The following is an 11,777-nucleotide window of genomic DNA, read 5'->3' on the forward strand; positions in this document are numbered from 1 at the left end:
CACCGCACCCTCACGGGCACAGCAACGACCAGCGGTCTTTGGCTTCTGGAAGACCATACGCGAACCGGTACGCGGCAAGCAAATCGGGCCCCGCTCCTCCGGAGAGGTGCGGGGCCCGAGGCGCTTCAGAGCCGGCCCTGAGGGCCTTCAGAGGCTCAGACCGCGGCCGGGTCCTCCTCGACGAGGAGGTTGCGGGTGCGGTTGGAGTCCAGCGGGATGCCGGGGCCCATCGTCGTCGTCAGGGTCGCCTTCTTGATGTAGCGGCCCTTGGCGGCGGACGGCTTCAGACGGAGGATCTCCTCCAGAGCCGCGGCGTAGTTCTCGACCAGCTTCGTCTCGTCGAAGGAGACCTTGCCGATGATGAAGTGCAGGTTCGAGTGCTTGTCGACGCGGAACTCGATCTTGCCGCCCTTGATGTCGTTGACAGCCTTGGCGACATCGGGGGTGACGGTGCCGGTCTTCGGGTTCGGCATGAGACCACGCGGGCCGAGGACGCGGCCGAGGCGGCCGACCTTGCCCATGAGGTCCGGGGTGGCCACCACGGCGTCGAACTCGTTCAGGCGCTGGCCCTTGGAGATCTCGTCGATGAGCTCGTCGGAGCCGACGATGTCGGCGCCCGCGGCAATCGCGGCCTCGGCACGCTCACCGGTCGCGAAGACCAGGACCCGGGCGGTCTTGCCGGTGCCGTGCGGGAGGTTCACGGTGCCACGGACCATCTGGTCGGCCTTGCGCGGGTCGACGCCCAGGCGGAAGGCGACCTCGACGGTGCCGTCGAACTTCGTGGTGGCGGTGTCCTTGGCGAGGCGGACGGCCTCGAGGGGAGCGTAGTTCCGCTCGCGGTCCACCTTGGCGTCCGCGGAGCGGAGAGCCTTGCTGCGCTTCACTGCTTCTCCTGTTGGTTCAGGTGTGGAGTCGTGGTGCGGGCCGCGCCGGCCCTACCACTGAGGTCACGAGGGGGGTGATCAGCCCTCGACCGTGATGCCCATGGAACGGGCGGTGCCGGCGATGATCTTCGACGCGGCGTCCAGGTCGTTGGCGTTCAGGTCGGGCAGCTTGACCGTGGCGATCTCGCGGACCTGCTCGGCCGTGAGCTTCGCGACCTTGGTCTTGTGCGGCTCGCCGGAGCCCTTGTCCACACCCGCGGCCTTGAGGATCAGCTTCGCGGCCGGCGGAGTCTTCGTGACGAAGGTGAAGGAACGGTCCTCGTAGACCGTGATCTCCACCGGCACGACCATGCCACGCTGCGACTCGGTCGCGGCGTTGTAGGCCTTGCAGAACTCCATGATGTTGACGCCGTGCTGGCCGAGCGCGGGGCCGACCGGCGGGGCCGGGTTCGCCGCACCGGCGTTGATCTGGAGCTTGATAAGCCCCGTGACCTTCTTCTTCTTGGGAGGCATAGCTCTCTCCGGGTCCTAGTGAGAGTTTTCAGCCGATCCATCCGGTCATCCGGATGGAGGCATACCGCACAACGATAACGGGTATGGCTGCGCGGCCAAAAACCGAGCAGGTCAGAGGGGCTGTGACAGCCGCTCTGACCTGGTCGGAAATCTGTGAACGCTAGTTCTTCTGGATCTGGTCGAAGCTGAGCTCGACCGGGGTCTCGCGACCGAAGATCTCGACGAGGCCCTTGACCTTCTTCGAGTCGGCGTTGATCTCGTTGATCGTGGCCTGCAGCGTCGCGAAGGGGCCGTCGGTGACGGTGACGGAGTCGCCGACCTCGAAGTCCAGCACCTCGACCGTGACCTTGCGAGCCGGCGCCGGCTTGCCCTCGGCCTCGGCGGCCTCGCGGGCGGCCTTCTCCTCGGCCTCCGGGGCGAGCATCTTGACGATCTCGTCCAGGGTCAGCGGGTACGGGTCGTAGGCGTTGCCCACGAAGCCGGTGACGCCGGGGGTGTTGCGGACGACGCCCCAGGACTCGTTCGTCAGGTCCATGCGGACGAGCACATAGCCGGGCAGCTTGTTCTGCCGGACGTTCTTGCGCTCGCCGTTCTTGATCTGGACGATCTCTTCCTCGGGGACCTCGGCCTGGTAGATGAAGTCCTCGACGTTCAGCGAGACGGCGCGCTGCTCCAGGTTGGCCTTCACGCGCTTCTCGTAGCCCGCGTAGGTGTGGATCACGTACCACTCGCCGGGCAGACCGCGGAGCTCGTCGCGCAGCGCCTGGACGGGGTCGACCGGAGCGGCCGGCTCCTCCTCGGCGGCCTCGACGACCTCGGCCTCTTCGGCGTCGGTCTCGGCCTCGTCGGCGTCCTCCGCCTCGGCGGCGGCCTCGTCGACCTCTTCCGACTCTTCCGTCTCGTCCTCGCCGGTCTCGTCGTCGACGTGGACGGCGGACTCCTCGGCCGCCTCGCCCGCAGCGGCGTCAGCAGCCTCGGCCTGGTCCTCGTCGGCGGCCTCGACGATGTCGAGCTCGTCCTCAACGTTCAGGTTCGGGTCAGACACGGTGGCTGCTTCTTCCTGCGATACAGATTGGGGTGGAACATGCGAGAAGAGGCGCCGCGGGGGCGCCCTCCGCGGGAATCAGCCGAAGACGTACTTGACTGCTTCCTGGAAGCCCAAGTCAATCACGGTGACAAGGCCGATCATGACGACGACGAAGACGATCACCACAGTGGTGTAACTCGTCAGCTGGCCGCGCGTGGGCCAGACGACCTTGCGGAGCTCCGCGATGATCTGCCGGTAGAAGACGGCGAGGCGGCCCAGAGGGCCCTTCTTCCCGCGCTTGCCGCCCTTACGCGGCTTCTTCTTCGAGTCCGGCGCCTCGTCCTGGGCATCAGGCATGTCGATGGAGCCTACGGCGTCCGTCACGATCTCTCACCTGATTCCGGGTCGTGGCCGTGCCGCGCCCGGATGGAGCCGCACGGCGGTGCAATGAAGACGTACATGCGCACACAACCTGGCGGTGTGTGTAGCAGGGCCGGAGGGACTTGAACCCCCAACCGCCGGTTTTGGAGACCGGTGCTCTACCAATTGAGCTACGACCCTTTGCGGTGTCCCCAACCTACCGCATCGTGAGACGTGGTCGGTGAGGGCCAACGAGCAGTGAGTGTACGTGTTCATGAGCGCCGCGTCGAACAGAAAGCACGTGGGGGCACTGCCGAGCCCCCAGCGTGACCGTTAATGACCGATCCTGTCCGCCCCTCGAAACCTGTGTGCCCGCCCCGAAAGCCGTCTGGGACCATGGCCGCATGAGCGCTGCCACTTCTCCCACCGAGCGCCGGGTCTCCGCCCGAGTCGGCGCGATCTCCGAGTCCGCCACCCTCGCCGTCGACGCCAAGGCCAAGGCCCTCAAGGCCGCAGGCCGTCCGGTGATCGGCTTCGGCGCCGGTGAGCCCGACTTCCCGACCCCGGACTACATCGTCGAGGCCGCAGTCGAGGCCTGCAAGAACCCCAAGTACCACCGCTACACGCCGGCCGGCGGTCTGCCGGAGCTCAAGAAGGCGATCGCCGAGAAGACCCTGCGCGACTCCGGTCTCGAGGTCGACCCGGCCGAGGTACTGGTGACCAACGGCGGCAAGCAGGCCATCTACGAGGCCTTCGCCGCGATCCTCGACCCGGGCGACGAGGTCATCGTCCCGGCGCCGTACTGGACCACCTACCCGGAGTCGATCCGGCTGGCCGGCGGCGTCCCGGTGGAGGTCGTCGCCGACGAGACCACGGGCTACCGGGTCTCCGTCGAGCAGCTGGAGGCGGCGCGCACCGAGAACACCAAGGTCCTGCTCTTCGTCTCCCCGTCCAACCCGACGGGCGCGGTGTACAGCGAGGAGGACGCGCGCGCGGTCGGCGAGTGGGCCGCCGAGCACGGCCTGTGGGTGCTGACCGACGAGATCTACGAGCACCTGGTCTACGGCGACGCGACGTTCACCTCGCTGCCGAAGCTGGTCCCGGCCCTGCGCGACAAGTGCATCATCGTCAACGGCGTCGCCAAGACGTACGCGATGACCGGCTGGCGCGTCGGGTGGATCGTCGGCCCGAAGGACGTGGTGAAGGCCGCGACCAACCTGCAGTCGCACGCCACCTCCAACGTGAGCAACGTGGCCCAGGTGGCCGCGCTGGCCGCCGTCTCCGGCGACCTGGACGCCGTCGCGGAGATGCGCAAGGCGTTCGACCGCCGCCGCCAGACCATCGTGAAGATGCTCAACGAGATCGACGGCGTGCTCTGCCCGACCCCCGAGGGCGCGTTCTACGCGTACCCGTCGGTGAAGGGCCTGCTGGGCAAGGAGATCCGCGGCAAGCGCCCGCAGACCTCCGTGGAGCTCGCGGCGCTGATCCTGGACGAGGCCGAGGTCGCGGTCGTCCCCGGCGAGGCCTTCGGCACCCCGGGCTACCTGCGGCTCTCGTACGCGCTGGGCGACGAGGACCTGGTCGAGGGCGTCTCCCGGATCCAGAAGCTGCTGGCGGAAGCGCGCGACTGACGCCTCACCTCTGTGACGGGCCCCCGGCGGAACACCGCCGGGGGCCCGTTCTCGTACCCGTATTCACGTACGAGCAAGGTCCCGATCGTGGAAAGGGACTCCCGTAGTCCATTCGGGTGGGGCAAGATCGGGCGATGCTGCACCCTTCAGGGGGACACCCCCCGAACCCCCCGTACGTACGCGATCTCACGCTTCTGCCGAAGGCCCATCTGCATCTGCACTTCACCGGCTCGATGCGGCCCACGACGCTGATCGAGCTGGCCGACAAGTACGGAGTGCACCTCCCCGAGGCGCTGACCGGCGGCGAGCCGCCGAAGCTGCGCGCCACGGACGAACGCGGCTGGTTCCGGTTCCAGCGGCTGTACGACATCGCCCGCTCCTGCCTGCGCGCCCCGGAGGACATCCAGCGGCTGGTCCGGGAGACCGCCCAGGAGGACGTGCGGGACGGCTCCGGCTGGCTGGAGATCCAGGTCGACCCCACCTCGTACGCGCCGCGGCTCGGCGGCCTGATCCCGGCGATGGAGGTCATCCTCGACGCGGTGGAGACCGCCTCGCGCGACACCGGCCTCGGCATCAGGGTCCTGGTGGCCGCCAACCGCATGAAGCACCCCCTGGACGCCCGTACGCTCGCCCGGCTCGCGGTCCGCTACGCGGACCGGGGCGTGGTCGGCTTCGGCCTCTCCAACGACGAGCGGCGCGGCATGGCCCGCGACTTCGACCGGGCCTTCGCCATCGCCCGCGAGGGCGGGCTGCTGGCGGCCCCGCACGGCGGCGAGCTGACCGGCCCGGCGTCGGTCCGGGACTGCCTGGACGACCTGCACGCGGCCCGCATCGGCCACGGCGTCCGCGCCGCGGAGGACCCGCGGCTGCTGCGCCGGCTGGCGGAGAGGGGCGTGACCTGCGAGGTCTGCCCCGCCTCGAACGTGGCCCTCGGCGTGTACGAGAAGCACGAGGACGTTCCCCTGCGCGCCCTGTACGAGGCGGGCGTCCCCATGGCCCTGGGCGCGGACGACCCCCTTCTGTTCGGCTCCCGTCTGGCCGCCCAGTACGAGATCGCCCGCCGGCACCACGGCTTCACGGACACCGAACTGGCGGAGCTGGCACGGCAGTCGGTGCGGGGCTCGGCGGTTCCGGAGGACGTCAGGCGGAAGCTCCTGTCCGGGATCGACGACTGGCTGGCCGTCCCGGCGGCCTGAAGTGCCGCAGCGGCGGGCGGGCCTGGAAGCCGATGTCGAGCTCGGTCCGATGACCGTTCCGCGGCTGGGCCAGGAGGTGTGTGAGCGTGGCGATCAGGACGTCGTGGCCCTTGCGGGCGCCCTTCTCCAGCGGCCCGAAGCCGGCGGCGAGCGAGAAGCCTACGGAGGCGGCGGAGAACACGTCCCGGCCGCCGTGCAGGAACAGGGTGCCGGCGTGCACGGACGGGTGCAGCCACTCGACGGCCCGCTCATGACGGCGCTCGCTCTCCCGTTCCCAGTCGGCGGCGTGGGCGGCGGTGCGCTGCTCGTTCGTGCGGACGGTCAGCGGGGTGCCGTCGCGGAGCCGCGCGCGCAGTGCGGGCCAGACGGAGGGGCGCAGTCCGGGTGACCGGTGGGCGAGGACCAGGTCGACCGGGTCCTCGGGGAAGAACGTGCGCGGGATGCTCTGCCGCAGGGGGACGTGGACGATCGTGTGCCGCGAGAAGGCGGCGAAGGAGAAGAGCGCGGCGAGGGCGTTCAGGCCCTGGTGGTCCCCTTGGAGATAGCCCCAGTGGTGGCTCATGGGCTCGTTGACGGTCGTGTGCCGCAGCGGGTGCCACGGCTGGACGATCCGGTACGCGTGGGGTCCGGTACGGATCCTGAACTCACGTACTTTCAGGCGCATGCGGGCCAGCCTGACGGGAGCGGCCGGGCGTCGGCAACGTGATTACGACGGGGCGATGCCGGCCATGAGGGTGCGGGCGAGGCCGGCGGCGAACTCGTCGAGCGGGCGGGGCGGGCGGCGCTCGGGGGACATCTCGTAGGCGAAGGCGCGGTGCACGCAGGCGCCGAGGAGCAGGGACGCGGCGGCGTGCGTGTCGGCGTCCGGGGCGATGCGGCCGTGCTGCTGCTCGGCGCGGAGATAAGCGTCGAGTCCTTCGATGGGCTTGTGCGGGCCCGCGCCGAGGTCCCGCATGACCTCCTCGTGACGGCGTTTGAGCTGCGGTTCGGCGTAGAGGGACGCGGCCATCGGAAAGGTCTGCTCGTAGAAGAGGGCCGCGCTGCGGGCGATCTCGGTGAGGTTCTCCTCGACCGAGCGGCCGCCGGGGTCGGCGGCGAGGGTGCCGAGCAGCGAGCCGAGCCCGGGCAGCCGCTCGTTGAGCACCGTCACGAACAGCTCTTCCTTGCTGCTGAAGTACTTGTAGAGCGCGGCCTCGGAGCAGCCCGCGGCCTTCGCGATCTCCTTGGTGGTGGTGCGGGCGAGGCCGGCGGTCAGCATCAGGTGGCGGGCCGCGTCGACGATGCGGACGCGCGTCGGCTTCTGTTCCATGAACGCTCCAGTCGGGTTCGCCGATTGCGCTTGACGAGTGAGTGAGTGCACACCCACCCTAGGGGTGAGTGAATACTTACCCACCCCCAAGGAGGGTGCGACATGAGGCTCACAGTCTTCGGCGCGACCGGCGGCATCGGCCGCGAGATCACCCGCCAGGCGCTCGCCGCCGGTCATCAGGTGACGGCGGTGGTACGGGACCCCGCGCGGTTCGCCGTCACCGGCGAACGCCTCCAGGTCGTCCGCGGGGACCTCTCCGCCCCCGAGTCGCTGCGCCCCGCCGTCGCAGGCCAGGACGCGGTCCTCTCCGGCCTCGGCGCCCGCAACCGCGCGGACGCGGCCTCGGGCGTCGCCGCGCGCCTCACGCGCTCGGTGCTCGCGGCGATGGAGGCCGAGGGCACCCGGCGGCTCCTCGTGGTCAGCGCGGCCCCGCTCGCCGCCACTCCCCCGGACGAGCCGCTGCTCGACCGGCTCGTCGTCGCGGCGGTCCGGGCCGCCCTGAAGGACGTCTACGCGGATCTACAGGTGATGGAGGAGGAGCTGGCGCGCAGCGCGACGGACTGGACGTCCGTGCGGCCGCCCAAGCTCGGCGACAAGCCGCTGACCGGCACGTACCGGACGGTCGTCGGCGCGAATCCGCGCTCGGGCCGCACGATCGGCCGGGCGGACGTGGCCCACGCGATGCTCGCGATGGTGTCCGACCCGGCCACGGTGAAACAGCCGGTGGGCGTGGCGTACTGAGCCGCCCGGGGGCCCGGACCGGGGATCCGGGGTCTCGCCGTGGGGTCGCTCAGATCTCGACGCCGACCGTCACCGGCTCGTTGACCAGGGTCACGCCGAAGGCGGCGTGGACGCCGGTGACGACCTCGCGCGCGAGGCCGAGCAGGTCCTCGGTGGTGGCCGCGCCGCGGTTGGTGAGGGCGAGGGTGTGCTTGGTGGAGATGCGAGCGGGACCGGCGCCGTAGCCCTTGGTGAAGCCGGCCTTGTCGATCAGCCAGGCGGCGGAGGTCTTGGTGAGGCCGTCGCCGGCCGGGAAGGCGGGCGCCTGGGCCTCGGGACCGAGGCGCTCGGCGACGCGGCCGGCGAAGGCGGCGAACTCCTCGTTCGTCAGGATCGGGTTCGTGAAGAACGATCCGGCGGACCAGGTGTCGTGGTCCTCGGGGTCCAGCACCATGCCCTTGCTCGCCCGCAGCCGCAGGACGGTCTCCCGGGCGTGCGCCAGCGGGACCCGCTCGCCCATCCCCACGCCGAGGGCGCGGGCGGTCTGCTCGTACGCGATCGGCGCGGACAGGCCGCCGGCGTCCTCCAGCGCGAAGCGGACCCGCAGCACGACGTAGGCGTCCGGGCGCTTCTTGAAGAGGCTGTGGCGGTACGAGAAGTCGCACTGCTCGCCGGTGAGCGTGACGACCTGCCGGCCGACCCGGTCGTACGCGACGACCTCGGTGATCGTGGCCGAGACGTCCTGGCCGTAGGCGCCGACGTTCTGGATCGGGGTCGCCCCGGCCGAGCCGGGGATGCCGGCCAGGCACTCGATACCCGCGAGCCGGGCGTCGACCGTGCGCGTGACGGCGTCCGACCACACCTCGCCGGCCGCGAGCTCCAGCCGCGTCCCGTCGAGCTCGAAGCCCCGGGTGGCGATGCGCAGCACGGTGCCGTCGAAGCCCTTGTCCCCGATGACGAGGTTGGACCCGCCGCCGACGATCAACAGCGGCTCGCCGGCCGCGTCGGCCTCACCGACCGCGGCGATCACCTCGGCGTCGCTCGTGGCCGTGACGAGCCGCCGGGCCGGCCCGCCGAGCCGGAAGGTGGTCAGGGGCGCGAGGGGGGCGTCGTGGAGTACGTGCACGGGCACAAGAGTACGGGCCTTCGATTGCGACGGTGGAAAGGCGAATGCCCCCGGCACCAGGCGCCGGGGGCATCGTCACGCACTGCTACGGCTCAGGCGAGCCGGACCACCGCGCGGGCCATGCCCAGGACCTTCTGGCCGGCCGACGTCGCCGTCAGGTCGACGCGGACCTGGCCGTCGTCCAGCTTGGCCGCGACCTTCCCGCTGACCTCGATGAGCGCGCCGGTGCCGTCGTTCGGCACCACGACCGGCTTGGTGAAGCGGGTGCCGTAGTCGATGACCGCGCCGGGGTCGCCGACCCAGTCCGTCACGACCCGGATCGCCTCGGCCATGGTGAACATGCCGTGCGCGATGACGTCCGGCAGCCCGACCTCGACCGCGAACTTCTCGTTCCAGTGGATCGGGTTGAAGTCCCCGGAGGCCCCCGCGTACTGCACCAGCGTGGCGCGGGTCACGGGGAAGGACTGCGCCGGCAGCTCCGTGCCGACCTCGACCTCGTCGTATGCGATCTTCGCCGCCATGGTCAGCCCTCCTCGGCCGCGCGCGCCACGAGCTTCGTCCACGCGGTCACGACGTGCTCGCCGCTCGCGTCGTGGACCTCGCCGCGGATGTCCAGGATGTCGTTGCCCGCGAGGGACTTGATCGCCTCGATGGTGGAGACGACGGAGAGCCGGTCGCCGGCCCGCACCGGGCGGGTGTAGGCGAACTTCTGGTCGCCGTGCACCACACGGCTGTAGTCGAGCCCGAGCTGCGGGTCCGCGACGACCTGTCCGGCCGCCTTGAACGTGATCGCGAACACAAAAGTCGGCGGGGCGATCACATCGGGGTGCCCGAGCTCTTTCGCGGCCTCCGGGTCGGAGTACGCGGGATTCGCGTCGCCGACCGCCTCGGCGAACTCACGGATCTTTTCCCGGCCGACCTCGTACGGCGCGGTGGGCGGATAGGTCCGTCCCACGAAGGACTGGTCGAGCGCCATGAACTCGTTCCCTCCTGGCTGCTGCTGTCTCGGACTCTCGGAGTGCTGAAAAACGCCGCGAGGCCGCCCCCTGGAGTGGGGACGGCCTCGTGGACGAGCCTGTTTAGCGCGTTTCGCGGTGCGCAGTGTGCGCGTTGCAGCGCGGGCAGTGCTTCTTCATCTCAAGACGGTCCGGGTTGTTGCGCCGGTTCTTCTTGGTGATGTAGTTCCGCTCCTTGCACTCCACGCAGGCCAGCGTGATCTTCGGGCGGACGTCGGTGGCAGCCACGTGAGTGCTCCTTGACGGACTTGGACGGATTAACGCAAGAAAGAGTAGCCGATCGAAGGACCGACCCCACAATCGGCTACTGCGTGTAGCGGTGACCGGACTTGAACCGGTGACACAGCGATTATGAGCCGCTTGCTCTACCGACTGAGCTACACCGCTTTGATGATCGAGAACCACCCGAAGGCGGATCTTTCTCACCAGAGCCCCAATACGGAATCGAACCGTAGACCTTCTCCTTACCATGGAGACGCTCTGCCGACTGAGCTATTGGGGCGAGCGATGAAGACATTACACGGTCGGCGGCCGATCGCCCAAATCCGTTTCCTGCCCCCGCCCGGAGGTTCTCGCGGCACCCCCTCACGGGTGTCCCATGGGCCACACGTGGACACGTCGGTACGACTATTGCGCTCCTCCTCCACGTGCGACCGGACCAGCCCTAGGCTCGGGCCCACGCTGCGTGATCTTGATCTTGAGGAGCCCCGGAGGAGCCCCATGTCAGCCGACAGCAAGCAGCCCCAGCCCCCGGCCCCCGACGACTGGGGCGCCGCCACCGCCGACACCGCCTCGCTGCTGCTGTCGGGCGCCCGGCTCACCGACGGCCGGACCGTCGACGTACGGCTCGGGGGCGGCCGGATCGAGGCCGTCGGCACGGCCGGCAGCCTCACCGCCACGGGCGCCCGCGTCGACCTCGCCGGCTACCTGCTGCTGCCCGCCCCCGCCGAACCGCACGCGCACGCCGACACGGCGCTCAGCGCCGACGTGCCGGGGCCCGTCTCGTACGCCCCGGACGACGTGCAGCGGCGCGCCACGGAGGCGGCGCTGCTCCAGCTCGGGCACGGCGCGACCGCGCTGCGCGCGCAGGTGCGGATCGGGGACGTGCACGGGCTCGGCCCCCTGGAGGCGGCGCTGCAGGCCCGGCGCTCGCTGCGCGGCCTGGCCGACCTGACGGCGGTGGCGGTGCCGCGGCTGCTGACGGGGGTGGCCGGGGCGGACGACCTGGCGATGCTGCGGGACGCGGTGAAGATGGGCGCGGGCGTGGTGGGCGGCTGCCCGGACCTGGACCCGGACCCGACGGGGTACGTGGAGGCGGTCCTGGACCTGGCGGCGGAGCACGGCGCGCCGGTGGACCTGCACACGGACGGTGACGACCCGGCGCGGCTGGCCCGGCTGGCGGCGATGGCGGGCGGGCTGCGGGCCGGGGTGACGATCGGCCCGTGCGCGGGTCTCGGGCGCCTGCCGGCCGACGTGGCGCGGCGCACGGCGGACCGGCTGGCCGCGGCCGGGGTGACGGTGGTGGCGCTGCCGCAGGGCGGCTGCGCGGCCGCGGAGGCACGCGGGACGGCCCCGGCGCGGCTGCTGCGGGCGGCCGGGGTGCGGCTGGCGGCGGGCGGCGGGGCGCTGCGGGACGTGGCGAACCCGGTGGGGCGGGGCGACCCGCTGGAGCCCGCGTACCTGCTGGCCTCGCAGGGCGGGCTGCGGCCCCAGGAGGCGTACGACGCGGTGAGCGCGGCCGCGCGGGCGGCGATGGGGCTGCCGGAGGTGCGCGTGGAGGCCGGGTTCCCCGCGGAGCTGCTGGCGGTGCGCGGGAGCGGCCTGGCGGGCGTGCTGTCGCTCGCGTACAGCCGGATCGTGATCCACCGGGGGCGGGTGGTGGCCCGTACCAGCGCGGTGCGCGAGTACTGCGACTCGGCGGCGGCGCTCGACCTGCCGCGCCAGACGCGCCCGGACACGGGGAGCCCGCCGGGCGGAGGCGACGTACGGTCGTGA

14 protein-coding genes and 3 tRNA genes are annotated in these 11,777 nt (G+C 71.0%); 4 read left to right on the top strand and 13 right to left on the bottom strand.

What is annotated here, in order from left to right; all coding sequences use genetic code 11:
• Window positions 1–155: 155 nt before the first annotated feature.
• The 5 genes from rplA to ACGFMM_RS13285 all read right to left on the bottom strand — a co-directional run bounded on the left by rplA (window position 156) and on the right by ACGFMM_RS13285 (window position 2,985).
• The gene (rplA, locus tag ACGFMM_RS13265; RefSeq protein ID WP_393646012.1) at window positions 156–884 is read right to left on the bottom strand and encodes a 50S ribosomal protein L1; all 729 of its coding nucleotides are present in this window, start codon (window positions 882–884) and stop codon (window positions 156–158) included.
• Window positions 885–962: 78 nt separating this feature from the next.
• Entirely contained in the window at window positions 963–1,397 is a 435-nt protein-coding gene (gene rplK / locus ACGFMM_RS13270; RefSeq protein WP_393646013.1) for a 50S ribosomal protein L11, read from the bottom strand.
• A gap of 160 nt (window positions 1,398–1,557) precedes the next feature.
• Window positions 1,558–2,442 (bottom strand): transcription termination/antitermination protein NusG, encoded by an 885-nt coding sequence (nusG, locus tag ACGFMM_RS13275; protein ID WP_393646015.1) that lies wholly within the window; start codon window positions 2,440–2,442, stop codon window positions 1,558–1,560.
• Window positions 2,443–2,520: 78 nt separating this feature from the next.
• Window positions 2,521–2,808, bottom strand: a complete 288-nt coding sequence (gene secE / locus ACGFMM_RS13280; RefSeq protein WP_393646017.1) for a preprotein translocase subunit SecE — start codon at window positions 2,806–2,808, stop codon at window positions 2,521–2,523.
• 104 nt (window positions 2,809–2,912) lie between these two features.
• Window positions 2,913–2,985: transfer RNA gene (locus ACGFMM_RS13285), tRNA-Trp, on the bottom strand.
• Between the two features lie 203 nt (window positions 2,986–3,188).
• Here ACGFMM_RS13285 and ACGFMM_RS13290 point away from each other — a divergent pair.
• Both ACGFMM_RS13290 and ACGFMM_RS13295 read left to right on the top strand, forming a co-directional pair.
• A complete protein-coding gene (locus tag ACGFMM_RS13290) occupies window positions 3,189–4,415 on the top strand; it encodes a pyridoxal phosphate-dependent aminotransferase (protein ID WP_393646019.1) in 1,227 nt (408 codons plus the stop codon).
• A gap of 134 nt (window positions 4,416–4,549) precedes the next feature.
• Window positions 4,550–5,611 (top strand): adenosine deaminase, encoded by a 1,062-nt coding sequence (locus tag ACGFMM_RS13295; RefSeq protein WP_393646021.1) that lies wholly within the window; start codon window positions 4,550–4,552, stop codon window positions 5,609–5,611.
• Here ACGFMM_RS13295 and ACGFMM_RS13300 read toward each other — a convergent pair.
• Window positions 5,556–6,275 carry a hypothetical protein gene (locus tag ACGFMM_RS13300; RefSeq protein WP_393646023.1) on the bottom strand — a complete coding sequence of 240 codons (720 nt, stop codon included), beginning with the start codon at window positions 6,273–6,275 and terminating at the stop codon, window positions 5,556–5,558. The genes ACGFMM_RS13295 and ACGFMM_RS13300 overlap by 56 nt on opposite strands.
• A 42-nt stretch (window positions 6,276–6,317) precedes the next feature.
• The gene (locus tag ACGFMM_RS13305; protein ID WP_393646025.1) at window positions 6,318–6,920 is read right to left on the bottom strand and encodes a TetR/AcrR family transcriptional regulator; all 603 of its coding nucleotides are present in this window, start codon (window positions 6,918–6,920) and stop codon (window positions 6,318–6,320) included.
• Window positions 6,921–7,022: 102 nt separating this feature from the next.
• Here ACGFMM_RS13305 and ACGFMM_RS13310 point away from each other — a divergent pair, with 102 nt between their 5' ends.
• The gene (locus ACGFMM_RS13310) at window positions 7,023–7,661 is read left to right on the top strand and encodes an NAD(P)-dependent oxidoreductase (protein WP_393646027.1); all 639 of its coding nucleotides are present in this window, start codon (window positions 7,023–7,025) and stop codon (window positions 7,659–7,661) included.
• Window positions 7,662–7,710: 49 nt separating this feature from the next.
• Here the strand turns inward: ACGFMM_RS13310 and ACGFMM_RS13315 are convergent, their stop codons facing one another.
• The 6 genes from ACGFMM_RS13315 to ACGFMM_RS13340 all read right to left on the bottom strand — a co-directional run bounded on the left by ACGFMM_RS13315 (window position 7,711) and on the right by ACGFMM_RS13340 (window position 10,284).
• Window positions 7,711–8,823 (bottom strand): UDP-N-acetylmuramate dehydrogenase, encoded by a 1,113-nt coding sequence (locus ACGFMM_RS13315; RefSeq protein WP_393646029.1) that lies wholly within the window; start codon window positions 8,821–8,823, stop codon window positions 7,711–7,713.
• 35 nt (window positions 8,824–8,858) lie between these two features.
• On the bottom strand, window positions 8,859–9,287 hold the full coding sequence (locus tag ACGFMM_RS13320) for a MaoC family dehydratase (RefSeq protein WP_393646031.1): 429 nt from the start codon (window positions 9,285–9,287) through the stop codon (window positions 8,859–8,861).
• Window positions 9,288–9,289: 2 nt separating this feature from the next.
• Window positions 9,290–9,742 carry a MaoC family dehydratase N-terminal domain-containing protein gene (locus tag ACGFMM_RS13325; protein WP_393646033.1) on the bottom strand — a complete coding sequence of 151 codons (453 nt, stop codon included), beginning with the start codon at window positions 9,740–9,742 and terminating at the stop codon, window positions 9,290–9,292.
• Between the two features lie 103 nt (window positions 9,743–9,845).
• Window positions 9,846–10,010, bottom strand: coding sequence for a 50S ribosomal protein L33 (rpmG, locus tag ACGFMM_RS13330; RefSeq protein WP_003948671.1), 165 nt, complete (start codon window positions 10,008–10,010; stop codon window positions 9,846–9,848).
• Between the two features lie 86 nt (window positions 10,011–10,096).
• Window positions 10,097–10,169: transfer RNA gene (locus ACGFMM_RS13335), tRNA-Met, on the bottom strand.
• Between the two features lie 42 nt (window positions 10,170–10,211).
• A tRNA-Thr gene (locus tag ACGFMM_RS13340) sits at window positions 10,212–10,284 on the bottom strand.
• A 218-nt stretch (window positions 10,285–10,502) separates the two neighbouring features.
• On the opposite strand from ACGFMM_RS13340, the gene ACGFMM_RS13345 reads away from it, so the two are divergent.
• A complete protein-coding gene (locus tag ACGFMM_RS13345; RefSeq protein ID WP_393646035.1) occupies window positions 10,503–11,777 on the top strand; it encodes an amidohydrolase family protein in 1,275 nt (424 codons plus the stop codon).

The sequence above is a fragment of the Streptomyces sp. NPDC048604 genome (genome assembly GCF_043199435.1).
GTDB lineage: Bacteria > Actinomycetota > Actinomycetes > Streptomycetales > Streptomycetaceae > Streptomyces.

What these genes read in the sequence shown, in the direction of transcription:
- rplK (WP_393646013.1), bottom strand. Translation starts at nt 1,397, where the DNA reads ATGCCTCCCAAGAAGAAGAAGGTCACGGGGCTTATCAAGCTCCAGATC.
- ACGFMM_RS13290 (WP_393646019.1), top strand. Translation starts at nt 3,189, where the DNA reads ATGAGCGCTGCCACTTCTCCCACCGAGCGCCGGGTCTCCGCCCGAGTC.
- ACGFMM_RS13295 (WP_393646021.1), top strand. Translation starts at nt 4,550, where the DNA reads ATGCTGCACCCTTCAGGGGGACACCCCCCGAACCCCCCGTACGTACGC.
- ACGFMM_RS13300 (WP_393646023.1), bottom strand. Translation starts at nt 6,275, where the DNA reads ATGCGCCTGAAAGTACGTGAGTTCAGGATCCGTACCGGACCCCACGCG.
- ACGFMM_RS13305 (WP_393646025.1), bottom strand. Translation starts at nt 6,920, where the DNA reads ATGGAACAGAAGCCGACGCGCGTCCGCATCGTCGACGCGGCCCGCCAC.
- ACGFMM_RS13310 (WP_393646027.1), top strand. Translation starts at nt 7,023, where the DNA reads ATGAGGCTCACAGTCTTCGGCGCGACCGGCGGCATCGGCCGCGAGATC.
- ACGFMM_RS13320 (WP_393646031.1), bottom strand. Translation starts at nt 9,287, where the DNA reads ATGGCGGCGAAGATCGCATACGACGAGGTCGAGGTCGGCACGGAGCTG.
- ACGFMM_RS13325 (WP_393646033.1), bottom strand. Translation starts at nt 9,742, where the DNA reads ATGGCGCTCGACCAGTCCTTCGTGGGACGGACCTATCCGCCCACCGCG.
- ACGFMM_RS13345 (WP_393646035.1), top strand. Translation starts at nt 10,503, where the DNA reads ATGTCAGCCGACAGCAAGCAGCCCCAGCCCCCGGCCCCCGACGACTGG.